This window comes from Methylorubrum populi, from assembly GCF_002355515.1.
Classification (GTDB): domain Bacteria; phylum Pseudomonadota; class Alphaproteobacteria; order Rhizobiales; family Beijerinckiaceae; genus Methylobacterium; species Methylobacterium populi_A.
In genome coordinates, this window is sequence record NZ_AP014809.1 from 619,238 (window position 1) to 642,500 (window position 23,263).

At 68.6% G+C, this 23,263-nt stretch carries 20 protein-coding genes and 2 tRNA genes; 16 read left to right on the top strand and 6 right to left on the bottom strand.

Translation table 11 applies throughout. From position 1 onward, the window contains the following. The first annotated feature begins 7 nt into the window (after positions 1–7). The 4 genes from rbbA to MPPM_RS02800 all read left to right on the top strand — a co-directional run bounded on the left by rbbA (position 8) and on the right by MPPM_RS02800 (position 7,728). Positions 8–2,776, top strand: coding sequence for a ribosome-associated ATPase/putative transporter RbbA (gene rbbA, locus MPPM_RS02785; protein ID WP_096483741.1), 2,769 nt, complete (start codon positions 8–10; stop codon positions 2,774–2,776). Between the two features lies 1 nt (position 2,777). Then, positions 2,778–3,959, top strand: coding sequence for an ABC transporter permease (locus MPPM_RS02790; RefSeq protein ID WP_096483743.1), 1,182 nt, complete (start codon positions 2,778–2,780; stop codon positions 3,957–3,959). A gap of 81 nt (positions 3,960–4,040) precedes the next feature. Further along, entirely contained in the window at positions 4,041–6,464 is a 2,424-nt protein-coding gene (locus MPPM_RS02795; RefSeq protein ID WP_096483745.1) for a phosphoketolase family protein, read from the top strand. A 133-nt stretch (positions 6,465–6,597) separates the two neighbouring features. Continuing rightward, positions 6,598–7,728 (top strand): FAD-dependent monooxygenase, encoded by a 1,131-nt coding sequence (locus tag MPPM_RS02800; RefSeq protein WP_096483747.1) that lies wholly within the window; start codon positions 6,598–6,600, stop codon positions 7,726–7,728. A gap of 70 nt (positions 7,729–7,798) precedes the next feature. Here the strand turns inward: MPPM_RS02800 and MPPM_RS02805 are convergent. Beyond that, positions 7,799–7,872: transfer RNA gene (locus MPPM_RS02805), tRNA-Gly, on the bottom strand. Positions 7,873–8,171: 299 nt separating this feature from the next. Between MPPM_RS02805 and MPPM_RS02810 the strand changes: the two genes are divergently transcribed. From MPPM_RS02810 to MPPM_RS02820, 3 genes are all read left to right on the top strand, one after another. Continuing rightward, positions 8,172–9,200, top strand: coding sequence for an ABC transporter ATP-binding protein (locus MPPM_RS02810; protein WP_244573452.1), 1,029 nt, complete (start codon positions 8,172–8,174; stop codon positions 9,198–9,200). A 101-nt stretch (positions 9,201–9,301) separates the two neighbouring features. Beyond that, positions 9,302–10,327, top strand: a complete 1,026-nt coding sequence (locus tag MPPM_RS02815) for an extracellular solute-binding protein (protein ID WP_096483751.1) — start codon at positions 9,302–9,304, stop codon at positions 10,325–10,327. Between the two features lie 77 nt (positions 10,328–10,404). Then, entirely contained in the window at positions 10,405–12,057 is a 1,653-nt protein-coding gene (locus MPPM_RS02820) for an ABC transporter permease (protein ID WP_096483753.1), read from the top strand. Between the two features lie 431 nt (positions 12,058–12,488). Here MPPM_RS02820 and MPPM_RS02825 read toward each other — a convergent pair whose 3' ends face one another. Then, on the bottom strand, positions 12,489–12,755 hold the full coding sequence (locus MPPM_RS02825) for a hypothetical protein (RefSeq protein ID WP_096483755.1): 267 nt from the start codon (positions 12,753–12,755) through the stop codon (positions 12,489–12,491). A 274-nt stretch (positions 12,756–13,029) separates the two neighbouring features. Continuing rightward, entirely contained in the window at positions 13,030–13,755 is a 726-nt protein-coding gene (locus MPPM_RS02830) for a sulfate transporter family protein (protein ID WP_096483757.1), read from the bottom strand. A gap of 163 nt (positions 13,756–13,918) precedes the next feature. On the opposite strand from MPPM_RS02830, the gene MPPM_RS02835 reads away from it, so the two are divergent. From MPPM_RS02835 to MPPM_RS02845, 3 genes are all read left to right on the top strand, one after another. Then, entirely contained in the window at positions 13,919–14,872 is a 954-nt protein-coding gene (locus MPPM_RS02835) for a Kelch repeat-containing protein (RefSeq protein ID WP_096483759.1), read from the top strand. 86 nt (positions 14,873–14,958) lie between these two features. Next, positions 14,959–16,317 (top strand): flavin monoamine oxidase family protein, encoded by a 1,359-nt coding sequence (locus MPPM_RS02840; protein ID WP_096483761.1) that lies wholly within the window; start codon positions 14,959–14,961, stop codon positions 16,315–16,317. Positions 16,318–16,443: 126 nt separating this feature from the next. After that, entirely contained in the window at positions 16,444–17,082 is a 639-nt protein-coding gene (locus MPPM_RS02845) for a cyclic nucleotide-binding domain-containing protein (RefSeq protein WP_096483763.1), read from the top strand. 3 nt (positions 17,083–17,085) lie between these two features. Here MPPM_RS02845 and MPPM_RS02850 read toward each other — a convergent pair whose 3' ends face one another. Next, a complete protein-coding gene (locus MPPM_RS02850; protein ID WP_096483766.1) occupies positions 17,086–17,505 on the bottom strand; it encodes a cupin domain-containing protein in 420 nt (139 codons plus the stop codon). Between the two features lie 150 nt (positions 17,506–17,655). Between MPPM_RS02850 and MPPM_RS02855 the strand changes: the two genes are divergently transcribed. Then, positions 17,656–17,862, top strand: a complete 207-nt coding sequence (locus tag MPPM_RS02855) for a hypothetical protein (protein WP_244573453.1) — start codon at positions 17,656–17,658, stop codon at positions 17,860–17,862. Positions 17,863–18,083: 221 nt separating this feature from the next. Here MPPM_RS02855 and MPPM_RS02860 read toward each other — a convergent pair whose 3' ends face one another. Continuing rightward, entirely contained in the window at positions 18,084–18,383 is a 300-nt protein-coding gene (locus MPPM_RS02860) for a hypothetical protein (RefSeq protein ID WP_096483767.1), read from the bottom strand. 274 nt (positions 18,384–18,657) lie between these two features. On the opposite strand from MPPM_RS02860, the gene MPPM_RS28475 reads away from it, so the two are divergent. The 5 genes from MPPM_RS28475 to MPPM_RS02880 all read left to right on the top strand — a co-directional run bounded on the left by MPPM_RS28475 (position 18,658) and on the right by MPPM_RS02880 (position 22,906). Next, entirely contained in the window at positions 18,658–18,804 is a 147-nt protein-coding gene (locus tag MPPM_RS28475) for a hypothetical protein (protein WP_173807869.1), read from the top strand. 232 nt (positions 18,805–19,036) lie between these two features. Continuing rightward, complete coding sequence (locus MPPM_RS02865) at positions 19,037–20,104, top strand: sulfate ABC transporter substrate-binding protein (protein WP_096483769.1); 1,068 nt, start codon at positions 19,037–19,039, stop codon at positions 20,102–20,104. A gap of 4 nt (positions 20,105–20,108) precedes the next feature. Further along, positions 20,109–20,963: a sulfate ABC transporter permease subunit CysT gene (gene cysT / locus MPPM_RS02870; protein WP_096483771.1), complete on the top strand. Its 855-nt coding sequence runs from the start codon at positions 20,109–20,111 to the stop codon at positions 20,961–20,963. Further along, positions 20,956–21,858, top strand: coding sequence for a sulfate ABC transporter permease subunit CysW (gene cysW / locus MPPM_RS02875; RefSeq protein WP_096483772.1), 903 nt, complete (start codon positions 20,956–20,958; stop codon positions 21,856–21,858). The genes cysT and cysW overlap by 8 nt, the downstream gene beginning before the upstream one ends. Before the next feature lie 22 nt (positions 21,859–21,880). Then, entirely contained in the window at positions 21,881–22,906 is a 1,026-nt protein-coding gene (locus tag MPPM_RS02880; protein WP_096487687.1) for a sulfate/molybdate ABC transporter ATP-binding protein, read from the top strand. 244 nt (positions 22,907–23,150) lie between these two features. On the opposite strand, the gene MPPM_RS02885 is transcribed toward MPPM_RS02880, so the two are convergent. Beyond that, positions 23,151–23,227, bottom strand: a tRNA-Met gene (locus MPPM_RS02885). Positions 23,228–23,263 lie beyond the last annotated feature (36 nt).

Consider the following 23,263-nt stretch of genomic DNA (forward strand, 5'->3'; position numbering starts at 1 on the left):
GGGCGGCATGAGCGACGCGGCCGCCATTGCCCGGCTCGAACACGTCTCGCATCGCTACGGCGGAACGAGCGCGCTCGACGACGTGTCGCTCGATCTTCCCGCCGGCCGCATGGTCGGAATAATCGGGCCGGACGGCGTCGGCAAGTCGACGCTGCTCGCGCTGGTGGCGGGCGTGCGCCGGATCCAGACGGGCCGCGTGACGGTGCTCGGCGGCGACATGGCCCAGCGGCGCCACCGCACGCGGGAGGCGGCGCGCATCGCCTACATGCCGCAGGGGCTCGGCCGCAATCTCTACCCGACGCTGAGCGTGTTCGAGAATATCGACTTCCACGGCCGCCTGTTCGGCCAGGGGGCGTCGGAGCGGCGGCGGCGCATCACCGACCTGCTCACCGCGACCGGCCTCGACCCGTTCGAGGAGCGCCCGGCGGGCAAGCTGTCGGGCGGGATGAAGCAGAAGCTCAGCCTGTGCTGCGCGCTCATCCACGATCCCGACCTGCTGATCCTCGACGAGCCGACAACGGGCGTCGATCCGCTCTCGCGCGGGCAGTTCTGGGAGCTGATCGGCTCGATCCGGGCCGGGCGGCCCGGCATGAGCGTGGTCGTCGCCACCGCCTACATGGACGAGGCCTCGCGCTTCGAGTGGCTGATCGCGATGGATGACGGCCACGTCATCGCGAGCGGCAGCCCGGCCGAGCTGCTGGCCCGAACGGCCAAGCCCGATATGGAGGCCGCCTTCATCGCGCTCCTCCCGGCGGAGAAGCAGGCCCAGCACCGGCCCGTGGTGCTGAAACCAAGGCCACCGCGGCTCGATGCGGTGCCGGCGATCGAGGCGGAGCACCTGACCCGGCGCTTCGGCAGCTTCACCGCCGTCGACGACGTCAGCTTCCGCATCGCCCGCGGCGAGATCTTCGGCTTTCTCGGCTCGAACGGCTGCGGCAAGTCCACCACGATGAAGATGCTCACGGGCCTCCTGCCGGTCTCGGAGGGGAGCGCGAAGCTGTTCGGCCATCCCGTGGGCGACAACGACATGGAGACGCGCCGCAACGTCGGCTACATGTCGCAGGCCTTCTCGCTCTACAGCGAGCTGACGGTGCTGCAGAACCTCGAACTGCACGCCCAGCTCTACCACCTGCCGCCGCACGACCGCCCGGTCCGGATCAAGGAGCTGCTCGAGCGCTACGAGCTCGATCCGGTCAAGAACGCGCGGCCCGACAGCCTGCCTCTGGGCATCAAGCAGCGGCTGCAGCTCGCGGTGGCGGTGCTGCACCGGCCGGCGATGCTGATCCTCGACGAGCCGACCTCGGGAGTCGACCCGATCGCCCGCGACGCCTTCTGGCGGACGCTGATCGACCTCTCGCGGGATGAGGGCGTCACGATCTTCCTCTCCACGCACTTCATGAACGAGGCGGAGCGCTGCGACCGCATCTCGCTGATGCATGCCGGCCGAGTGCTGGCGGTCGGCACGCCGGCCGAGCTGGTGCGGGGGCGCGGCAGCACCTCGCTGGAACAGTGCTTCATCGACTATCTGGCCGAGGCCGCCGGGCTCGACCCGAAGGCAGCCGAGAAGGCGGGGATGGAGGCGGGAGAAAAGGCGGCGGTGGGGCCGGACACCGTGCCCGCCCCGCCCCATGCGGCCGCACGCGGCCACCGCTTCGATCCGAGGCGCCTCTGGGCCTATGCCCGACGCGAGACGATGGAGCTGCTGCGGGATCCGATCCGCATCGCCTTCGCCTTCATCGGCCCCATCCTGCTGATGATCGCCTTCGGCTACGGGATCTCCTTCGACGTGGAGAACCTGCGCTTCTCGGCCTTCGACCAGGACAACACGCCCGAAAGCCGTCAGCTCGTCGATGCCTTCACCAGCTCGCGCTACTTCAGCGAGCAGGCGCCGATCCGCTCCGCGACCGAACTCGACCAGCGCTTCCGCAATGGCAGCGTGCAGATCGCACTGGAAATCCCGCCTCGCTTCGGCCGCGACCTCCAGTCCGGACGCGCTCCGGAGATTGCGGTGTGGCTCGACGGGGCGATGCCGTTCCGGGCCGAGACGAGCCGAGGCTATGTCACCGGCCTGGCAAACCAGTACGCCCACCAGCTCGCCGTGGAGCGCTTGGGCATCGACCCGTCATCGACGCGGGTCAGCGTCGAGACGCGCTTCCGGTACAATCAGGCCTTTCGCAGCGTCAACGCCATGGTGCCGAGCGTGATGATGCTGCTGCTCATCCTGATCCCGGCGATCATGTCGGCCATCGCCGTGGTGCGCGAGAAGGAGACCGGCTCGATCGCCAACTTCCGCTCGACGCCGGTCACCAAGTTCGAGTTCCTGCTGGGCAAGCAGCTTCCCTATATCGGCATCGCCATGATGAGCTTCGGGCTGCTCGTGCTCGTGGCGCTGTTCGTGTTCGACGTGCCCGTCAAAGGCTCATTCGCCGCGCTCGTCCTCGGGACGTTCTTCTATGTCGTGGCGACGACCGGCTTCGGGCAGTTCATCTCGACCTTCATGAAGACTCAGGTTGCGGCGGTCTTCGCCACCGCGCTCCTGTCCATCATCCCGGCCGTCAATTTCTCCGGTCTCCTGGTCCCCATCTCGTCGCTGTCGGGCAGCGCCCGGGTGATCGGGCTCTCGCTGCCGCCGGCCTGGTACCAGCCCGTCACGGCAGGCACCTTCACCAAGGGCCTGCCCTTCTCCGAACTCGTGCCCAACATCCTGGTGCTGGCGGGTTTCGCGCTCCTGTTCCTGATCCTGTCGCAGTTGCTCCTGCGCAAGCAGGAGGCGTGAGATGGAACAACCCGCCACCCCGGACCGGGCTGCGCCCGCGCCGTTCCGCATCGGCCTCGGAACGCATGCGGCGAACCTGTTCCGCCTCATCGTCAAGGAGCTGCGCAGCATTCGGGCCGATCCGGTCATGCTGTTCCTCGTCGTCTACGCCTTCACCTTCGCCGTCCACTCCGTCGCCTCCGGCGCCTCGACCGAGGTGCGCAACCTGACCGTCGGCGTGGTGGACGAGGATCAATCCGACCTGTCGCGGCAGATCATGAGCGCGCTCAACCCGCCGCTGGTGAAGAGCGTCGTTGCCCTCACCCCGGCCGAGATCGACCCCGCCATGGATACCGGCCGGCTCGTCTTCGTGATCGAGCTGCCGCCGCGCCTGCAGATGGACGTGCTGTCCGGCCGTCCGGCCGAGGTCCAGCTCGGCGTCGATGCCACGGCGATGACCCAGGCTGGCAACGGCTCGATCTACCTCCAGACCATCATCGCCCAGGAGGTCGCCCGCTTCGCCGCCCGCAGCGACCTCACCGACACCGCCCCCGTGCAGGTGGTGACGCGCGCCAAGTTCAACCCGAACCTCCAGACCAGCTGGTTCACCTCCGTGATGCAGGTGATCAACAACATAACGCTGCTGACCGTCATCCTCACCGGCGCCGCGCTGATCCGCGAGCGCGAGCAGGGCACGGTGGAGCACCTCTTGGTGATGCCGCTCGTCCCGGTCGAGATCATGCTCGCCAAGGTGATCGCCAACGGGCTCGTCATCCTCATCGGCGCCGGCCTGTCACTGGTCTTCGTCGTGGAAGGGTGGCTCGGCGTGCCGATCAGCGGCTCGATCCCGCTCTTCCTGTTCGGAGCCGGCCTCTACGCCCTCGCGGTGGCCGCGCTGGGCATTCTCCTGGGCACGATCGCGAGCTCCATGGGTCAGTTCGGCCTGCTGGTGATCCCGATCCTGCTGCTGATGCAGCTGCTCTCGGGCAGCAGCACGCCGATGGAAAGCATGCCGTTCTGGCTCCAGATCGTGGTGCAGACGGTCAGCCCGACGCCGCACTTCGTCGCGCTCGCCCAGGCCGTCCTCTACCGCGGCGCAGGCCTGTCCGTCGTCTGGCCGCAGCTGCTCGCCCTCGCTGCCCTGGGCAGCATCTACTTCGCCTTCGCCCTCACCCGCTTCCGCCGCGTGATCTTCGGAGTCTGACCGACGCCACGCCCGCCCCGCGATCCGGCCGTCACCCGATGGGCCGCACCGTCAAGCGCCCCGCCAGCCAGGAGAAGCCCCATGACCGAGCCCACGACTGCGCAGCGACCGGCCGCCGTGCTGGACGGCGCGGAACTCGCCCTGATCGACCGCTACTGGCAGGCGGCGAACTACCTTTCCGTCGGACAGATCTATCTGCTCGACAATCCGCTGCTGCGCGCGCCCTTGGAGCCGCAGCACATCAAGGCGCGCCTTCTCGGCCATTGGGGCACCACCCCGGGCCTGAACTTCATCTACGTCCACCTCAACCGGGTGATTAAAGCGCGCGACCTCGACGCGATCTACATCTGCGGACCCGGCCATGGCGGCCCCGGGATCGTCGCCAACACGTATCTCGAAGGCACCTACAGCGAGGTCTATCCGGAGATCTCGCAGGATGCGGAGGGCATGCGGAAACTGTTCCGGCAGTTCTCGTTCCCCGGCGGCATCCCGAGCCACGTCGCGCCCGAGACGCCGGGCTCGATCCACGAGGGCGGCGAACTCGGCTACGCCCTGGTCCACGCCTTCGGGGCCGTGTTCGACAATCCCGACCTCATCGCCGCCTGCGTCGTCGGCGACGGCGAGGCCGAGACGGGACCGCTCGCGGCTTCCTGGCACTCCAACAAGTTCCTGAGCCCGGTCACCGACGGCGCAGTGCTACCGATCCTGCACCTCAACGGCTACAAGATCGCCAACCCGACCGTGCTCGGCCGGATGCGCGACGACGAGTTGGAAGCTCTGTTCACCGGCTACGGCTACGAGCCGTTCTTCGTCGAGGGCGACCAGCCAGAACCGATGCACCGGGCCATGGCCGAGACGCTCGCGCGCGCCGTGGATCGCATCCGGGACATCCAGGCCGAGGCACGCGGGGGCGGCATGGGCTTCCGCCGCCCGCGCTGGCCGATGATCGTGCTGCGCAGCCCCAAGGGCTGGACCGGCCCGAAGACCGTCGACGGCAAGCGGGTGGAGGGCTTCTGGCGCGCCCACCAAGTGCCGGTGGGCAACGCCCGCACCGATGACGGACACCGTAAGATCCTTGAGGACTGGATGCGCAGTTACGCGCCCGAAACGCTCTTCGACGAGACCGGTCGCCTGCTGCCCGAACTCGCCGCCCTCGCCCCCCAGGGCAATCGCCGCATGAGCGCGAACCCGCACGCCAATGGCGGTCTTCTGCGCCGGGAATTGCGGTTTCCGCGCTGGCAGGACTTCGCCCTGGCAGTGCCGCAGCCCGGCGCGGCCCTGGGCGAGGCGACGCGCACGCTCGGGCACTACCTGCGCGACGTGGTCAGGCTCAACGCCGAGGCGCGCAACTTCCGCATCATGGGCCCGGACGAGACGGCCTCGAACCGGCTCGATGCCGTGTTCGAGGCGACCGACCGGGTCTGGATCGAGAACATCGAGCCCTACGACGTGAGCCTCGCCCATGAGGGCCGGGTGATGGAGGTCTTGAGCGAGCACCTCTGCCAGGGCTGGCTTGAAGGCTACCTCCTCACCGGCCGCCACGGCCTGTTCTCCTGCTACGAGGCGTTCATCCACATCGTCGATTCGATGTTCAACCAGCACGCCAAGTGGCTGAAGGTGTCGCGCGAGCTCGGCTGGCGACGACCGATCTCCTCGCTCAACTACCTGCTGACCTCCCATGTCTGGAGGCAGGATCACAACGGCTTCAGCCACCAGGACCCCGGCTTCATCGACCTCGTCGCCAACAAGAAGTCGGACATCGTCCGGGTCTACCTGCCGCCGGACGCCAACACCCTGCTCTGGGTCGCCGATCACTGCCTGAAGACCTACGACCGCATCAACGTGATCGTGGCCGGCAAGCAGCCGCAGCCGCAATGGCTCAACGCGCAGGAGGCCGGGCTGCATTGCGAGGCGGGCATCGGTATCTGGCACTGGGCAGGCACCGACGAGAGCGGCTTGGAGCCCGATGTCGTGATGGCCTGCGCCGGCGACGTGCCGACCCTCGAAACTCTGGCCGCCGTCGACCTGCTGAAGCGGGCCGTGCCGGGCCTGCGCATCCGTGTCGTCAACGTGGTCGACCTGATGACGCTGCAATCGAATCGGGACCATCCGCACGGGCTGTCGGATGCCGAGTTCGACAGCCTCTTCACCCGCGATAAGCCGGTGATCTTCGCCTATCACGGCTATCCCTATCTCATTCACCGGCTCACCTACTCGCGGGCCAACCACGCCAACATGCATGTGCGCGGCTTCATCGAGGAGGGCACCACGACGACGCCCTTCGACATGGTGGTGCTGAACGAGCTCGACCGCTTCCACCTCGCCATCGAGGCGATCGACCGGGTGCCGGGGCTGGTCACCCGGGCGGCGCGGGCCAAGCAGGAATTCCGAGACCGCCTGACCGCGCACAAGCTCCATATCCGCGAGTACGGCGAGGATCTGCCGGAGATCCAGGGCTGGAAATGGCCCTACGAGACGCGTCGGGAAAGTGAGGCGCCGCACTGAACCGGGCGCCGGGCCACGGCTAAGACAGGCGCGGGCTTGCAGCGGAGCGCGAACCGGCGTCGATCCGGCTGCCGAGACCGGGCAGGGCCGTGAGGCCGGCACCGGCCCATGGGTAGGAAGGGCGCGCAGCCGTATGGACACGCAACAGGCCGGCCGGGTGCTGATCGCCGGTGGTGGCATCGCCGGGCTCGCCGTCCGGCGGGCCCTGCATCAGCAGGGCATTCCGTCGCTCACGCTGGAGCGGCGGCGCGTGCAGGCGGATGCGGGGCTCGCGATCAACCTGCCCGGCAATGCGGTGCGCGCGTTGCAGCAACTCGGTCTGCTCGATGCGCTGCGCGAGACCGGCTCGCCGGTGCGCCGTCGCGAGTACCGGACCGAGCGCGGGCGCCTCCTCTTTGCCGTGGACGAGACCGCCTTCTGGGGGGCCGAGACCGTCTCCCATTGCCTGCGGCGCGCCGACCTGCTGCGCCTGCTGCAGCGCGGCCTGCCGTCGGACGACATTCGGCAGGGGGCCGAACTCGCCGTCGTCCGGCAGACGTCGCAGAAGGTCGAGGTCGAACTCGAGGATGGCGCCACGGAATCGGGCGGCTTGCTGGTCGGTTCCGACGGCGTGCATTCGACGGTCCGCCGCGGCCTGTTCGGCAATCAGGCGCTCGGCGCCGCAATGCTGGCGCGTCAGAGCTGGCGCTTCATGGCGCCCAATCCGGGCATCGAGGCCTGGACCCTATGGGCCGGGGCCGGGGCCCTGTTCCTGCTGATCCCGGTCGATCGCGACGAGGCCTATGGCTGGGTCTCGGCCGGCATGGACCGGGATGGCAGCGCCGACCCGGCGTCGATCCGCGGCGCGTTCGCCCCGTTTCCCCGCCTCGTACGGGACACGCTCGACGCCGCCCTCTCGCGACCGGACGCGATCTATCACTCGCCCCTGGAAGAGGTCCGCATCCCCGCCTGGACCCGCGACCGCATCGTCCTGCTGGGTGATGCGGCACATGCCACCGCGCCGGTCTGGGCCCAGGGCGCGGCGCTCGCGCTGGAGGATGCGCTGGTGCTAGCCCGCCTCCTCGCGGAGCGAAGCGATTGGACTGGTGTCGGAGCGGCCTACGAGCGCCTGCGCCGCCCGCGCGTCGAGCATGTCCAGCAGATGACGGATCGCCTGTCGCGCACGGCGCGGTTACCGGACTGGGTGAGGAATCTGCTGCTCCCGGTCGTCGGCCCGCGCAGCTACCGCGCGACCTACGATCCGCTTCGAACGCCGGCGGTCTGAGGCCCAACTCCGTTAGGCGGCCCGCATCCCGACTTCAGGGCTGGCGGTGCGGCGAATCGGGGAGAGGAGTTGGAGCGGGTGAAGGGAATCGAACCCTCGTATTCAGCTTGGAAGGCTGCTGCTCTACCATTGAGCTACACCCGCCGATCGCAACGCACACCGGATACCGGTTTCCCAGAACCCGTCCGCGCGAGGCGGCGCGGTGAGCGGCAATGCAGCGGGGCGATAGCATGCCTCGGCCGCTTTGAGAAGCGTGAAGCGGGATCTCGCCCCGGCGCGGAAGCTGTGCGAGGGAGAGGAAATGCCGGGCGCACCGCCCGGTTCAAGCCCGGGTTCAGGCCCATTTGTCGGATCCGCCGCCTTTGCTCCTTCGCCGCAAATCCGCCGCTGGTCGGGACGGCGCCCCGGCCGCGTCCTCATCGGCCCGACTCGAGATCCGCGGTGTGAGCCGGCGCTACGGCCGCACGCCGGCGCTCGAGGAGGTTTCGCTGTCCCTGTCTCCCGGTGAGATCCTCGCCGTTCTGGGCGATTCCGGGTGCGGGAAGAGCACGCTTCTGCGATTGGTCGCCGGGCTCGATTCCCCCGATGCCGGCGAGATCCGGATCGACGGTCGATGCGTTGCGGGTGGCAGTAGGGGCGTCGGCGGCGACGAACCGCCGGACATCCGCTGCGTTGGCCTGATGTTCCAGGATTACGCCCTGTTCCCCCACCTCACCGTGCTGGCCAATGTCCGGTTCGGCCTGAGCCACCTGTCGGCTGCGCAGGCGAAGGCCGTGGCGCGGGAGCGCCTGGCCGAGGTCGGGCTCGCGGGTCGTGAGGCGAGCTATCCGGCGACGCTTTCCGGCGGCGAGGCGCAGCGGGTGGCGCTAGCGCGGGCGCTCGCGCCGCGCCCCCGTGTGCTGCTCCTCGACGAACCGTTCTCGAATCTCGATGCCGGCACCCGGGAGCGGGTTCGTGCCGACACGCTCGCCGTCCTGCGCCAGGACGGCATCAGCGCCATCCTCGTGACCCACGACGCCGCCGAGGCCGTAGAGTTCGCCGACCGCATCGCCCTGATGCGGAAGGGTCGATTGATCCAGTGCGACACCGCCGAGGTCCTGTATCGCGCGCCCGTAAGCCCCTTCGCCGCGCGGGCGCTCGGCGACGTCGTGATGGTGGCAGGCCACGCCGCCGACGGGCGGCTGACGACGCCGCTGGGAGCGATTCCTTTACCCTCCGCCGCCCCGGACGGGCCCGTGCAGGTTTGCCTTCGGCCCGAAGCGATCCGCATCGTATCGCGGGGCGAGGGTGTGCAGGGCCGGATCCTGCGCCGCAGCTTTGCCGGCGCGCGCAGCCGCATCGACATCGAGGTCCCGGGTCTCGACGCACCGCTGCGTCTCACCGCGGCACCGGATGAGATTGCGGATGACAGCGTCGAGCTGACGCTCGTGGAAGCAGGCGTCCTGGTTTTTCCCGGAACCGGACACGTTTGATGAACTGATTTTATCTGGAATAACTATAAATCATCCGGCTTGTCGGCTCACCTGACCGCCTATAACACCCGACGAGCATCAACGATGTTCGGGGGAATAGAATGTTGCGGCTGCGGCGCCTCGGTTATTTCATGGGATTGAGCCTCGCCTTTGCTCTGACCGGGCAAGCCGAGAGCGCCGAGGTCAACCTCTACACGACCCGTGAGCCGGGCCTGATCCGGCCCCTCCTCGATGCCTACACGGCCAAGAGCGGCGTCACGGTCAACACCGTGTTCGTCGAGAAGGGCCTGGCGGAGCGCGTCGCGGCGGAAGGCGCCCGCAGCAACGCCGACGTGGTGATGACCGTCGATATCGGCAACCTGATCGAGCTGGTCGACCGCGACCTCGCCCAGCCGGTCCGGTCCCCCGTCCTCGAAGCGGCGGTTCCGGCGCCGCTGCGCGACGGGGACGGGCGCTGGTTCGCCCTCTCCATGCGCGCCCGCGTGCTCTACGCCGACAAGGCGCTCGCCGAGCTGAACAGCGCGACCTACGAATCGCTCGCCGATCCGACATGGCGGGGCAAGATCTGCCTCCGGTCGGGCCAGCACCCCTACAACACCGCCCTCATCGCGGCCTTCCTCGTGCGCCACGGCGCGGAGAAGACGGAGAGCTGGCTGCGCGGCGTCAAGGCCAACCTCGCCCGCAAGGCGGCCGGGGGCGACCGGGACGTGGCGCGCGACATCGCCGCCGACCTCTGCGAGATCGGGCTGGCCAACTCGTACTATGTCGGGCTGATGCGCTCGGGCCGCGGCGGGCCGGACCAGCAGAAATGGGGCGAGGCAATCAAGGTCGTGCTGCCGACGTTCGAGGGTGGCGGTACCCACGTGAACGTGTCGGGCGCCCTCGTCGCCAAGCACGCGCCGCATCGCGAGGAAGCGGTCAAGCTCCTCGAATACCTCGTCTCCGACGAGGCGCAGGCGCTCTACGCCAAGGCCGACTTCGAGTATCCGGTCAAATCCGGCGTCGCCGTCGATCCGATGCTGCAGGCGCTCGGCCCGCTCACCTTCGACACGACGCCGCTCGTCGAGATCGCCCGCAACCGCAAGGCGGCGAGTCTGCTCGCGGACAAGGTCGGCTTCGACAACTGACCGCTCTCGAAGAGCACGGTCCGCGCCCGGCGCGGCCGGCGGACGGGATACCGAGGGAACGGATCACAGGATCATCGATGACGCCCGCGCGCGGACTCCTCTATGCGGCGTCGGCGATGCTGGCCGCCGTCCTCCTGGCGCCGGTCCTCTCGCTCGCCGTCGCGGCGGCCGACGGGTCCGGCGAGTTGTGGCCCCATCTCGCGGCCTACGTCCTGCCGCAGGCGATCCGCGATACCGGCCTGCTGCTCGCAGGCGTGGGATTCCTGGTGATCGCGCTCGGCACCGCAACGGCGTGGCTGGTTTCGGCCTTCGCCTTTCCCGGCCGCCGAATCCTCGACGCGGCCCTCCTGCTGCCGCTCGCGGTTCCCACCTACGTGGTGGCCTACGCCTATCTCGACCTGATGCACCCGCTCGGTCCGGTGCAGACGGGCCTGCGGGCTGCGCTCGGCCTGCGCAGCCCGCGCGACCTCTCCCTCCCCGATCTGCGCTCCCTGCCCGGTTGCGTTCTCCTTCTCGGCTTCGTCCTCTACCCCTACGTCTACCTGCCGACGCGGGCGCTGTTCCTGATGCGGGCGGGGACGCTGCTTGAGGCCGCGCGCATGCTCGGAGCCGGGCCGGCGCGGACGTTCTTCCGGGTGGCGCTGCCGCTGGCCCGCCCGGCCATCGCTCTCGGCACCGGACTCGCGCTGATGGAGGCCCTGAACGATGTCGGCGCGGCCGAATTTCTGGGAGTTCGCACGCTCACGGTGCAGGTCTACGCAACCTGGGTGAACCGCTCCGACTTGGCCGGCGCCGCGCAGATCGCCCTGGTGATGCTCGCCGGTGTCGTCGGTCTCGTCGCGCTCGAACGGCTGGCTCGCGGCGGGAGAAGCTATGCAGGTTCGGGTCATCGCGACCGGCCGACCGCGCGTCGACCGCTCTCCGGCTGGCGGGCAGGCCTGGCGCTCGCCCTCGGCCTTACCCCGGTGCTCCTCGGTTTCGGCCTGCCGGCGGGCTATCTCTTATCGGCGGCTTGGCAGCGCCTGCAGGAAACGGGGCTGCCGGAGACGCTGGCCGCGCAGGCCCTCAACACCGTGTTCTACGCGAGCATCGCCACTCTGATGACGGTCGCGGTCGGGCTGCTGGTCGCCGCCTCCCCGCATCTCCTCGGACGTCGAAGCGGCTCGACGCTGATCCGCGCCGCCGGCCTCGGCTACGCGATGCCCGGTACGGTGCTGGCCGTCGGGCTCCTCGCACCGCTCGCCCTGCTCGATCACGGCTTGGCCAATTTGGCGCATGCCGGGCTCGGCTGGGCACCGGCCGTCGGCCTCGGAACGGGCGCGGCACTGGTGATCGCCTACACGCTCCGCTTCCTGACCATCTCGGTCGGCGCGACGGAGGCAGGACTCGCCCGCATTCCCTCGACCCTTCCCGACGCGGCGCGGGTTCTGGGACGCGGGCGCTTCGGCACGTTGCTCACCGTGCAGATCCCGCTCGCATGGCCGGCCGTTCTGAGCGGGGCCCTGCTCGCCTTCGTGGACATGGCGAAGGAGCTGCCGGTGACGCTGCTCCTGCGCCCGCTCAACGTCGAGACCCTGAGCACCCACCTCTACGGCGAGGCCGCCCGCGGCACCTATGAGGACGGTGCCGCGAGCGCGTTGTTGATCGTGATGACGGGTCTGATTCCCGTCGCCCTGCTGCTGCGCCTCGACCGGAATACCGCCCCGCGGCGGCGCCGGCCGGACGCCTGACCGCCCCTTACATCCCGCCGAGCAGGACGTTCATCGTCCCCACGACGGTCATCACGAGGCCGCCAGCGAACACGGCAATCATGGCGTAAGACACGGGCTTCAGCTGCATGCGCGGTCAACTCCTTGCAATCGGTAAGTCCCACCCGGGCACAGCGACTCCGCAGGCGCGGCGGGCTGGCCGACGGGCCGGGCAGGACGAGGGACAGGAACGAGGCCGGAAGGATCCGGCACCTCCATCAACGACGGAAGCGCCCGACCATTCCATCAAGAGGGATAGAAAAATGGGCCGAACCAAATAAGATCGACCCAAATCGCGAAGATGTGAGGCTAATCAAGGTCCGATTATCGATAAAATTCCGCGCGATATCGGACTTTGCACAATATCATGACGCTTCTGCGCGTCACGCCATTCATTTTGGTTCATCCGTGCGTCAGCAACGGTAGCCGCCCGACGTCTGGCCGTACTGCTTGACCGGGAAGTTCTGTTGGTTGGCGTTTCCTTCAGCCGCCGAGCTCATCGGGCAGCCCGTATGCTTCGGGCTGTCGTGAACACCGAGGGAACCCGTGACCGTCACATCACGGGGCACGGTCCGATCGTGACGGTAATCGAATGCCATAGCGGATGAGGCCGGCGCAGCAACGCCGATGATGACGGCGGCAATGGCGGCCGGGATGGCGGTAGAAATGCGAGTCTTCATCTGCTGTTCACTCTCGATCTTTCGGCTAATCCCGTAGGAAGAGCGCTTTTCTCCTCTGGTTTTACTGATATAATCGAATGGACCCCAGCATGACGTGCCGAGGCACACGCACCGTCAGGGATTAAATTCGAAGCGCAACTTGCCTCTCGTTACGCTCACCAACAGGCTGTTGTATCGGCGCGCGGAACGGGGCCGCGCCCCGGAACGGACGCGGCTCGACGGGACAGATGCCCGGCCTCGGATCGTTGCGATGCTGCGAAGGTCTCGGCGCAGCTCAGCGCCGGTTCGGAAGGCGCGCGTCGGCCCCCGTCGGGCCGGGCAGAGCCCTGCGTTCGAGACCCTTGTGCAGGTGGACCATCAGAGCGACGCCGAAAAGCGGCGTGACGAGGTTGACCACCGGCACGATCATCAGGCCGGCGAGCAGGCAGCCGGCGGCGATCACCGTGAACCCGTAATGCTCGCGCATCGCCCGCGCTTCAGGCAGGGGTCGGAACCGGCCGGCGGCGAGTTCGAAATACTCGCGTCCGAGCAGGTAGGCGTTGGCGCCGAAGAAGGCGAAGAGGTTCACACCCGGGACGAAGACGAGGATCAGCGCGACGAGGTTCACGATCAGGGCAAGGCCCGCAAAGCGCAGAGCCGAGCCGAGCGCCTGACCCCAGGGCAAGGCGCGCCCCGGCGCGTCGGCGGGGAAGTCGCTGCGCTCGACCACCTCGGCGACGTCGTCGAGGAAGAATCCGGCCACGAGGATCGAGACCGCTGGCATGATATAGGCCAGCGCCACGAACAGCCCGGCGCCGGCCAGGAAGAACGCGAGCGTGTCGAAGAACGGGTAATCGGCCGAAATGTGGTGGCTGGCCTGGAACGCCTGGATCAGGCGTGTCAGACCGAACCAGGCGACCACCAGCAGCCCGATGGTGAGCGCCAGCGACTTGAACAGGATACCGCGCAGGGCGGGCGAGAATACCTGCCGCAGGGCTGCGGCAGCGGCCTTGATGAGCATCGTGCCCTTCAGTCCTTCCGATGATCTGCACCCGCCCGGGCCGGGTTTTCGCCGCCCTGCTCCCGCCGCGCAAGTGTCGCTTCGGAGAGAATCCTGACGAAGGTGGGCTCTTGAGAGCAATTGACGCGTTGCCCCGCCGACACGTTCTGCCGGAGCCTCGCGCATGGCACGCCCGCTTTTCCCCGGTCTCTCTCTCCTCGCCGCCCTGCTCGCCGTCGCGCCCGCCGCCGCCCATGAGGTCGGGGCCTGGGCCGGCGCCAGCTCCGCGCCGGCGGAGCGCTCCGAGGTGGCGGTCGCGGCGCTCGACGGCAAGGCCTACGTCATCGGCGACTACAACGGCGCGACCGAACTCCTGATCTACGATCTCGCGGCCGATTCCTGGAGCAAGGGCGCGCCGTTCCCCTATCCCGTCCACCACACCATGGCGGCGGAGAAGGGCGGCCGGATCTACGTCTTCGGCGGCTACGTCAACGGCTGGGAGGCCAGCGACAAGGTCTGGGCCTACGATCCGAAATTGAACGCCTGGCAGCCCCGGGCGCCGATGCCGACCCCGCGGGCCGCGGGCGGAGCGGCCTTGATCAACGACAAGATCCACGTCGTCGGCGGCAGCGGATCGGGTCGCGGCAACGTGCGCACCCACGAAGTCTACGATCCGGCCGGCGATACCTGGAGCAAGGCCGCTGACCTGCCGACGCCGCGCGACCATCTCGCGGTGCAGACGGTGGAGGGCCGCATCGTCGCCAGCGGAGGCCGGATCGACGGCGATTCCGGCAAGAACCTCTCGGCCAATCAGGTCTACGATCCCGAGCGTGACGCCTGGAGCGAGGCCGCTCCCCTGCCGACCGCCCGCAGCGGCGTCGCCTCGGCGGTACTCGGCCGCGAAGTGTTCGTCATCGGCGGGGAGTCGAACCGCAGGACCTACGACGAGGTCGAGGCCTTCGATCTGCCGGCCAATCTCTGGCGCGCGCTGGCGCGGCTTCCCACGGCGCGCCACGGCTTCGGCGCCGTGACCTACAAGGGCCGCATCTACACCCTGACCGGGAGCCCGCGGCCCGGCGGCGACCGGTCCGGCACGGTCGAGGTGCTGGATCCAAACGGCGCCGCACCGGCCCGGTGATCGGCGCCTGCGGGCGCGGGTGCTTGCCGCGGCCGGGCTTGCGGACGACATGAGGGCCGCCCCTCTCCTGGATCCGCGTCGAGACCATGCTCTTCGTCCCCGAGCACGCCCGCTTCCGTTCGACCGTCATGCCGCGAGTCGCGCCGCTGCCCGCCTCGCCCGACGTGATCGTGATCGGCGCGGGTGCCGCCGGCATCGCTTCGGCCCGCCGGCTGATCGAGCGCGGCCTGTCCGTCGCGGTTCTCGAAGCCCGCGACCGGGTCGGTGGACGGGCGGTGACGACACAGCTGCGCGGTCATGCGGTCGATCTCGGCGCGCACTGGCTGCATGCCGGCCCGATCAATCCCCTTGTCGCTCTTGGCAAGCTCCGCGGCGAGCCGCTGCGCCGCGCCGCGCAGCACGAGCACCTCTGGATCGGACAGCGTCGCGGGCGGCCGGACGAGGAGGCTGCCTTCTCCCGTGCCTTCGACGTCGCCGACCGGGCGATCACGCGGGCGGCCGGCCGCAGCGAGGACGGACCGGCCGGCCGCGCCCTGCCCCGCCATCTCGGGCCCTGGGGTGAGCGCATCGCCCTCGTTCATGGCCTGGTCTCAGGCCGGCCGCTCGACGAGGTTTCGCTCCACGACTGGCCGAGCCTGGAATACGGCGACAACTTCTTTATCGCGGGCGGCTACGGCGCCTATCTGTCGCGACTGGCGATCGGCTTGCCGATCCGCCTCGGCTGCCCGGTGAGCGGCCTCGACTGGTCAGGGCCGGGCGTGCGGGTGCGGCTCGCCGATGGAGGGCGGATCGCGGCGCGGGCCGCCATCGTGACCATTCCGGTTCCCGTGCTCCAGGCGGCGTTCCGCTTCGATCCGCCCCTTCCCGGGCGCCCGCGCGACGCCATCGACGGCTTCCTTGCGGGAATCTACGAGCACGTCGTCCTGCACTGGCCCTCCGCCCCTTTTCGCGGCCGCGACCGACTCGCCAGCGTGGTCGGAGGACGCCACAAACCGCCGGGGATGTTGACCCGGATCGACGCTACGCCGTTTCATTACTTCGAACTGGATACGGCCTTCGCCCGCGCGCTCGACGCGACCGGGACCGGTGCCGACGGGGCGCGGCGCCTCGCCCGCGCGGTGCTGGACGAGCATTTCGGTCGCGGTACCCTTCGTGACCTCGCGATCCCGGCGGTCACCGCGTGGCGACACGATCCCTGGTCCCGGGGATCCTGGGCCGTGGTTCCTCCCGGTCACGCAGCGGCTCGGACGACGCTTCAAGAGCCGGTGGGCGAGCGAATCTGGTTCGCGGGCGAGGCCAACTCCCGTGCGCAGTGGGGAACCGCGGGCGGCGCCTATGAGGAAGGGCTGCGGGCGGCAGACCGCGTTGCCGACACGCTTGCTGCCCCTCTTGCCGCCACCCTCGCCGATGCCTCCGACCGCTCGGATCGACGCGCGAGCGGGTGAGCGCGGCCGCACCGGGATCCTGCCGCATCCCCTTGCATCCCTCGCCCGGATGGGCGAACCGCCGAAGCGATAGGCGCGCACAAGCGTCCGCCGGAGCGAAGGCCGGCCGCAAGCGGGGGCATCACCATGAACTGGGTCGAGGCGATCGGCTATCTCGGGACGGCACTCACCGTCGCCTCCACGGCGATGGGCACGATGATCCCGCTGCGCATCGTGGCCCTGTGCGCGAGTTGCGCCGTCATCACCTACGGCTTCCTGATCGGCAGCGTCCCGGTGATGCTCACAGAGGCGATCCAGATCCCCTTCAATGCCTGGCGCCTCTACGAGATGATCCGCCTCGTACGCGACACGGAGAAGGCGGCCTCGGGCGACCTCTCCCTGGACTGGCTGAAATCCTTCGGGACCTCGCGCCGCTTCCGCGCCGGCGAGGTGCTGTTCCTCAAAGACGATCCGGCCCACGAGATGTACCTGATCGAGAGCGGACGCTTCCGAATCGCCGAGCACGGACTCGACGTGCGGCCGGGCCAGATCGTCGGCGAGCTCGGCATGCTCTCGCCGGGCAATCGCCGGACCGGGTCGCTCGCCTGCGTGGAGGCGGGCTCCGCGCGCTGCCTATCCTATTCCGAGGTCAAGCAGCTCTACTACCAGAACCCGGAATTCGGCTTCTATTTCCTGAAGCTGACCAGCGAGCGCCTGTTCCAGAGCGCCGCCGAAACCGCGGGAACGGCACGACCCGCCGCGCCGGTGGGCAGCGACGTGCTGTGAGGCTCAATCCGTCTGCCGCATGAAGCGGTCCGGCGTGCCCGTGCCGGCGTCCACGAACTGGATGTCGCGCGGCTCCCGCCGCGGCGTGTCGACGGAGAGGAACACCACCGGCTCCTCCAGGATCTCCGGCACCGAATGCACCACGCCGCGCTTGAAGAACACCAGCATGCCTGGCCCGACCTCGACCGGCGGCGCATCGCCGAACTGCATCCGGCAGCGGCCGGAGAGGGCGTAGAGATACTCGTCGCAGCCCGTGTGATAGTGCGGGGGCGTCGGCCGGTAGACCCGGAAGACGCGGGCGCTGGCCGTCTCGTCGTCGGTGAAGCGGTGATCGGCAACCATTGTAGTCGCCGTCTCGGGAAGGCGGCGGACACTCTCGGCGACGTCGAATACGGCGTGGCCGGTCGCTTGCTCCTCGCCCATGCGCCCGTGCTCCGGTTCGTCGAGCCTGGACTATGCTCGCGCCGAAGGCCGGTGCACAGGGCCGACGGCCCGTGCGTTTCATCAACCGGACGGAAATGTTAGGAAAAGCGGTGCCGCACGGATCGCGGCCCGGACATTGAAGACCCTGGGATGATGCGGGGATATGAGGGAAACGCCCAGGTCATGGCGGACGTCGCCGCCGTGATCGAGCAGGCGCAGCGTGAAGGCCGCGATCTCGCGACCGCACTGCGCATCGCCCGGGTGACGCTCGCCTATGTCAGCGGCCCCGAGCCCGAGCCGGACAAGGCCCGCGCTCTGGAGGCGCTCGACCGGCAGCTAAGGGCCTTGTCGGACTAGGCGGCGCGCCACCGAGGCGCCCCCCGGGCTCATCCCGCCGCCTGCACGATCAGCGTCACGGCCCCGAATAGCAGCACGGCAAGCACCGCAACGGCCATCAGGATGAGGGCGGCCCGCGATTCGCGTAGCTCGTGGTTGTCCATGGCGCGAGCTTAAGGGATGCGGCCCGCGGGGCATAGCGCCGACGGCCCGGCTCGCCGATCCGCCGCCGCGCGACTGTCTCAGGACCGCCGGACGTGGTGCCGTGGCCGGAGGACCACGATGTCCTCCGGACACACGCCGCGATCCTCCGGATCCGTGCGCGGCGTCAGGATGCCGTGCAGGGGCTGCACCGCCCAGCGACCGTACCAATCGCCGGAGGGTGAGAAGCGCGGCCGCTCGGACCGGGCACGAAGGTCGCCGAACGGCGCACCATCAAGGCCGAGAAAGCGTGTCTCGCCGGATCCGTCGGCGAACAGTCCGAACAGGATCGGTCGCGCATCATGGCCTGAGACGTTCTCCGCGAGGGTCGGCAGCGACATTTCCAAAAGCTTTCACAAGGGCAAAGCAGATCGTCCGAAATCGGGACGCTCCCCGGTATCACTGCAAATTCGAAGCCCGCTCGGCCGATCTCGCGGCGGAGCGAAAGGCCGAGCGGAACGCGCGGCCACAACCTTGGCCTGTCGCTTGCCACCATCGGGCCGGGACCGTCCGTGGCATCACCGAACGTTTCGAGATGGCACGCCGCCACGGTCGAAGCGCCGGAGAGGTGGGGCGTCCGAGCCGGAGCGCTGGCGGAATCTGTAGAGGCCTTCGATGAACAGCACTCTCGAAATCCTGCTGCGCCCGATCCGGCGCCGCTTCGCCGTCCTCGGCCTGCTCGGCGCCCTGGCCGTGACCCTGACTTGGTGGCTCATTGTCGCCCACGGCGTCTGGCTCGCCGTCGAATGGGTCTCGGCTTGAGGCATCGACCCGGTCTTTTGGATCCGGATCTCTGCACGAAACGTTCTTTCTATAGAACAGGAAGATCGGAGACATTCGTTCCACACCACCGCTCCGTCGAAGAAGAATGTTGTAAACACACTCGAAATGTTTGATTCTCTGGGAGCTTTAGCTGCTACGCCGACTCCGGCCTCGCCTTGACATCGTTCTTTAAAAAGAACACCACCTTGCCATGGACGGGCGAGGCCCCGTGATGTGGAGGCGAGACGACGTGTTCGACGGACATCCGATCAGACTTGGTGCGGCACCTCGTCGGCGCACGGCCCTTTTCGGTCTCGCTATGGCAGCCTGCCTCGTCTCTGCCGGCAGCGCCTTCTCGCAGACCGAGATCCTCAACGTCTCCTACGATCCGACGCGCGAACTCTACCGCGAGATCAACGCGGCGTTTTCCGAGGAGTGGAAGGCCAAGTCCGGTGAGACGATCACCGTGCGCGCCGCCCATGGCGGTTCCGGCGCGCAGGCCCGCACGGTCATCGACGGCATCCCCGCGGATGTCGTGACCCTCGGCATCCCCTCCGACATCGACGCCATCGCCAACCTCTCGAAGAAGATCCCGGCGGACTGGCGCACCAAGCTGCCGAACGAGGGCCTGCCCTACACCTCGACCGTCGTGTTCCTCGTCCGCAAGGGCAACCCGAAGGGCGTGAAGGACTGGGACGACCTCGCCAAGCCCGACGTGAAGGTCATTACCCCGAACCCGAAGACCTCGGCCGGCGGGCGCTGGAACTTTCTCGCCGCCTGGGGTTACGCCTATGAGCGCGACGGCCGGGACAAGGAGAAGGCCAACGCCTTCGTCGGCTCGCTCTACAAGAACGTGCCGGTGCTCGACACCGGCGCCCGCGGCTCGACCGTGACCTTCGCCCAGCGCGGCCTCGGCGACGTGCTGCCGACCTGGGAGAATGAGGCCTTCCTCGTGCTCGAGGAATTCGGCAAGGACAAGTTCGACATCGTCGTGCCGCCGACCTCGATCTATGCCGAGCCGCCGGTCGCCCTCGTCGAGGCCAACGTCGAGAAGAAGGGCACCCGCAAGCAGGCCGAGGCCTATCTCCAGTTCCTCTACAGCGACAAGGCGCAGGCGATCTTCGCCAAGCACCATTATCGTCCGATCAAGCGCGAGGCGGCCAAGCCCGAGGATCTGGCGCAGCTGCCCGAGATCAAACTGTTCAAGATCGAGGATCTGCAGGGCTCGTGGGACCAGATCCAGAAGGCGAACTTCGACAATGGCGGCCTGTTCGACCAACTGAGCCGGGCCGGGCGCTGACCGCATGGTCGAGCCCGTGAAACCCCGGCGGCGCTTCCGCCAGCGGAGCGTGATCCCCGGCTTCGGGATCACCTTCGGCTACACGCTGACCTGCCTCGGCCTGATCGTGCTGCTGCCGCTCGCCGCCCTCGTAGTGAAGGCGTCCGGCCTCGGCCTCGCCGGGATCTGGGAGGTCGCCACCGATCCGCGCGTGTTCAGTGCGTTGCGGGTGAGCTTCGGCGTGTCGCTGCTCGCCGCGCTCACGGCCTCGATCTTCGGCGGCATCGTCGCCTGGGTGCTGACCCGCTACGATTTCCCTGGCCGTAAGCTCGCCGACGCCGTGGTCGATCTGCCCTTCGCCCTGCCGACGGCGGTGGCGGGCATCGCGCTCGCCTCGCTCTACGCGCCGAACGGGCTGGTCGGCGCGCAGCTCGCCAAGATCGGCATCGAGGCGGCCTACACGCCGGTGGGCATCTTCATCGCCATGGTGTTCATCGGCCTGCCGTTTGCCGTGCGCACGGTGCAGCCGCTGATCGCCGAGATCGACAAGGAGGTGGAGGAAGCCTCCGCCATCCTCGGCGCCTCGCGGATCACCACGCTGCTGCGGGTGGTGCTGCCGCCGCTGATCCCGGCGGTGCTGACCGGCTTCGCCCTCGCCTTCGCCCGCGGCGTCGGCGAGTACGGCTCGATCATCTTCATCGCCGGCAACTTGCCCTACGTCTCCGAGATCGCGCCGCTGCTCATCGTCATCAAGCTCTCGGAATTCGATTACGCGGGCGCGAGCGCCATCGCCGTGATCATGCTGGCGATCTCCTTCGTCACCCTGCTCGCGATCAACCTGATCCAGGCCTGGAGCCGGCGGAGGTTCGGCTATGTCTGAGGCGCTGACGCAGGCCCCCATCGCGGGGCCGCGGGACGAGGCTCTGCGGTCGCCGGCCAGCGTCGTCACCGAGCGGCGGGTCGTGCGCTGGCTGCTGATCGCCGTCGCGCTGACCTTCCTCGGCCTGTTCCTCGTTCTGCCGCTGCTGACGGTGTTCGCCCAGGCGCTCGCCAAGGGCTGGGGCGCCTACCTCGCCGCCTTCGCCGAGCCCGACGCTCAGGCGGCGATCCGGCTGACCCTGCTCGTCGCGGCGATCGCCGTGCCGTTCAACCTCGTCTTCGGCGTCGCGGCCTCCTGGGCCATCGCCAAGTTCGAGTTCCGCGGCAAGAATCTGCTCGTCACGCTGATCGACCTGCCGTTCTCGGTCTCGCCGGTGGTGTCCGGGCTGATCTACGTGCTGGTCTTCGGCTCGCGCGGGCTGTTCGGCCCCTTCCTCGTCGAGCACGACATCCAGATCATCTTCGCGGTGCCCGGCATCGTGCTCGCGACGATCTTCGTCACCTTTCCCTTCGTCGCCCGCCAGCTCATCCCGCTGATGCAGGAACAGGGCACGGCCGAGGAAGAGGCGGCGCTGACGCTCGGGGCCTCCGGATGGCACGCCTTCCGGACGGTGACGTTACCCAATATCCGCTGGGGCCTGCTCTACAGCGTCCTGCTCTGCAACGCCCGCGCGATGGGCGAGTTCGGCGCGGTCTCGGTCGTCTCCGGCCATATCCGCGGGCTCACCAACACGCTGCCGCTGCACGTGGAGATTCTCTACAATGAGTACAACTTCGTTGCCGCGTTCGCCGTCGCCTCTCTCCTTGCCGGGCTCGCTCTTGTCACCCTCGCCGTCAAATCCGTCCTTGAATGGCGCTACGCCGACGACATCGCGGCGGGGGCACGCCGCCACTGACCCCGTCGGAACGGCGACGGCGATCCGCATCGAGGACGTCTCGAAGACCTTCGAGACGGCGGCGGTGCTGCACGACTTCACCCTCGACGTGCGGGCGGGCGAGCTGCTGGCGCTGCTCGGGCCCTCGGGCTCGGGCAAGACCACGCTGCTGCGCATCATCGCCGGGCTCGACTTCCCCGATCGCGGCCGGATCATCTTCGGCGGCGACGACGCCACGCAGGTGCCGGTGCAGCGGCGCGCGGTCGGCTTCGTGTTCCAGCACTACGCACTGTTCAAGCACATGACGGTGGCGCAGAACATCGCCTACGGGCTCAACGCCCGGAAGCGCTCGGAGCGGCCGGACAAGGCCGAGATCAAGCGCCGCGTCGGCAACCTGCTCGACCTCATCAAGCTGTCAGGCTTCGCCGACCGCTATCCGAGCCAGCTCTCCGGCGGCCAGCGCCAGCGTATCGCGCTGGCTCGCGCGCTCGCGGTGGAGCCCCGCGTCCTCCTGCTCGACGAGCCGTTCGGCGCACTCGACGCACAAGTGCGCAAGGATCTGCGCCGTTGGCTGCGCGAGATCCACGACCGCACCGGCCAGACGACGATCTTCGTCACTCACGACCAGGACGAGGCGCTCGAACTCTCCGACCGGGTTGCGGTGCTGGACCGCGGCCGCCTGGAGCAGGTCGGTACGCCGGACGAGGTGCAGGAGCATCCGGTCTCGCCGACGGTGCTGAAGTTTCTGGGCGACACGATCGAGGTCGAGGCGATCGCGCAGAACGGCCAGGTTCTCGTCAACGGCCGGCCGACACCGCTCACGGCCCCGAACGGCCTGGTCGGACCGGTCAAGCTCTACGCGCGGCCCTGGCAGCTTCAGTTCGCCGAGGCGCACGAGGCGCATCTCACCGGGACGGTGCGCTCCTCATACCGGACGCAAGGTCGGCAGCGGATTGAAGTCGACCGGCCCGGCACCAAGGTCGTGGTGGTGGAAGCCGCCGATACCGCCCGCCTCGCCGCCGGCCGCGAAGTCGGGCTGCGGATTGTCGGCGGACACGTCTTCCCGTAGGGGGTGCCTCGCCGGAGACTTGGATCTCCGGCGACCGCAGGCCGACGCTTCGGCATCGTCCGATCGCGCGAAGGCGCGTTCGCCTTGCAGCAAGCGGCGGGTCCCCTCCCCTGTCGGTCGCGAGGTTCCTCTCACCGTCTCGCACACGCGCCGGCTTTTTAGCTTGAGACCAGACAGCAAGAAGCCCGCGGGCATGTGCCGGCGGGCTGTCGTGTTCCGTGGTGGTGTGGTGTGTGTGTGTGTTTGGTTGCGGGGGCTGGATTTGAACCAGCGACCTTCAGGTTATGAGCCTGACGAGCTACCGGGCTGCTCCACCCCGCGCCGGTGTTGGCGATCGGCGGCCCCTTGGGGTGCGCC

What these genes read in the sequence shown, in the direction of transcription:
- cysT (WP_096483771.1), top strand. Translation starts at nt 20,109, where the DNA reads ATGGTCGAGCCCGTGAAACCCCGGCGGCGCTTCCGCCAGCGGAGCGTG.
- MPPM_RS02860 (WP_096483767.1), bottom strand. Translation starts at nt 18,383, where the DNA reads ATGTCGCTGCCGACCCTCGCGGAGAACGTCTCAGGCCATGATGCGCGA.
- cysW (WP_096483772.1), top strand. Translation starts at nt 20,956, where the DNA reads ATGTCTGAGGCGCTGACGCAGGCCCCCATCGCGGGGCCGCGGGACGAG.
- MPPM_RS02830 (WP_096483757.1), bottom strand. Translation starts at nt 13,755, where the DNA reads ATGCTCATCAAGGCCGCTGCCGCAGCCCTGCGGCAGGTATTCTCGCCC.
- MPPM_RS02795 (WP_096483745.1), top strand. Translation starts at nt 4,041, where the DNA reads ATGACCGAGCCCACGACTGCGCAGCGACCGGCCGCCGTGCTGGACGGC.
- MPPM_RS02790 (WP_096483743.1), top strand. Translation starts at nt 2,778, where the DNA reads ATGGAACAACCCGCCACCCCGGACCGGGCTGCGCCCGCGCCGTTCCGC.
- MPPM_RS02840 (WP_096483761.1), top strand. Translation starts at nt 14,959, where the DNA reads ATGCTCTTCGTCCCCGAGCACGCCCGCTTCCGTTCGACCGTCATGCCG.
- MPPM_RS02865 (WP_096483769.1), top strand. Translation starts at nt 19,037, where the DNA reads ATGTGGAGGCGAGACGACGTGTTCGACGGACATCCGATCAGACTTGGT.
- MPPM_RS02815 (WP_096483751.1), top strand. Translation starts at nt 9,302, where the DNA reads ATGTTGCGGCTGCGGCGCCTCGGTTATTTCATGGGATTGAGCCTCGCC.
- MPPM_RS02825 (WP_096483755.1), bottom strand. Translation starts at nt 12,755, where the DNA reads ATGAAGACTCGCATTTCTACCGCCATCCCGGCCGCCATTGCCGCCGTC.
- MPPM_RS28475 (WP_173807869.1), top strand. Translation starts at nt 18,658, where the DNA reads ATGAACAGCACTCTCGAAATCCTGCTGCGCCCGATCCGGCGCCGCTTC.
- MPPM_RS02835 (WP_096483759.1), top strand. Translation starts at nt 13,919, where the DNA reads ATGGCACGCCCGCTTTTCCCCGGTCTCTCTCTCCTCGCCGCCCTGCTC.
- MPPM_RS02800 (WP_096483747.1), top strand. Translation starts at nt 6,598, where the DNA reads ATGGACACGCAACAGGCCGGCCGGGTGCTGATCGCCGGTGGTGGCATC.
- MPPM_RS02850 (WP_096483766.1), bottom strand. Translation starts at nt 17,505, where the DNA reads ATGGGCGAGGAGCAAGCGACCGGCCACGCCGTATTCGACGTCGCCGAG.
- MPPM_RS02820 (WP_096483753.1), top strand. Translation starts at nt 10,405, where the DNA reads ATGACGCCCGCGCGCGGACTCCTCTATGCGGCGTCGGCGATGCTGGCC.
- MPPM_RS02845 (WP_096483763.1), top strand. Translation starts at nt 16,444, where the DNA reads ATGAACTGGGTCGAGGCGATCGGCTATCTCGGGACGGCACTCACCGTC.
- MPPM_RS02855 (WP_244573453.1), top strand. Translation starts at nt 17,656, where the DNA reads ATGATGCGGGGATATGAGGGAAACGCCCAGGTCATGGCGGACGTCGCC.
- rbbA (WP_096483741.1), top strand. Translation starts at nt 8, where the DNA reads ATGAGCGACGCGGCCGCCATTGCCCGGCTCGAACACGTCTCGCATCGC.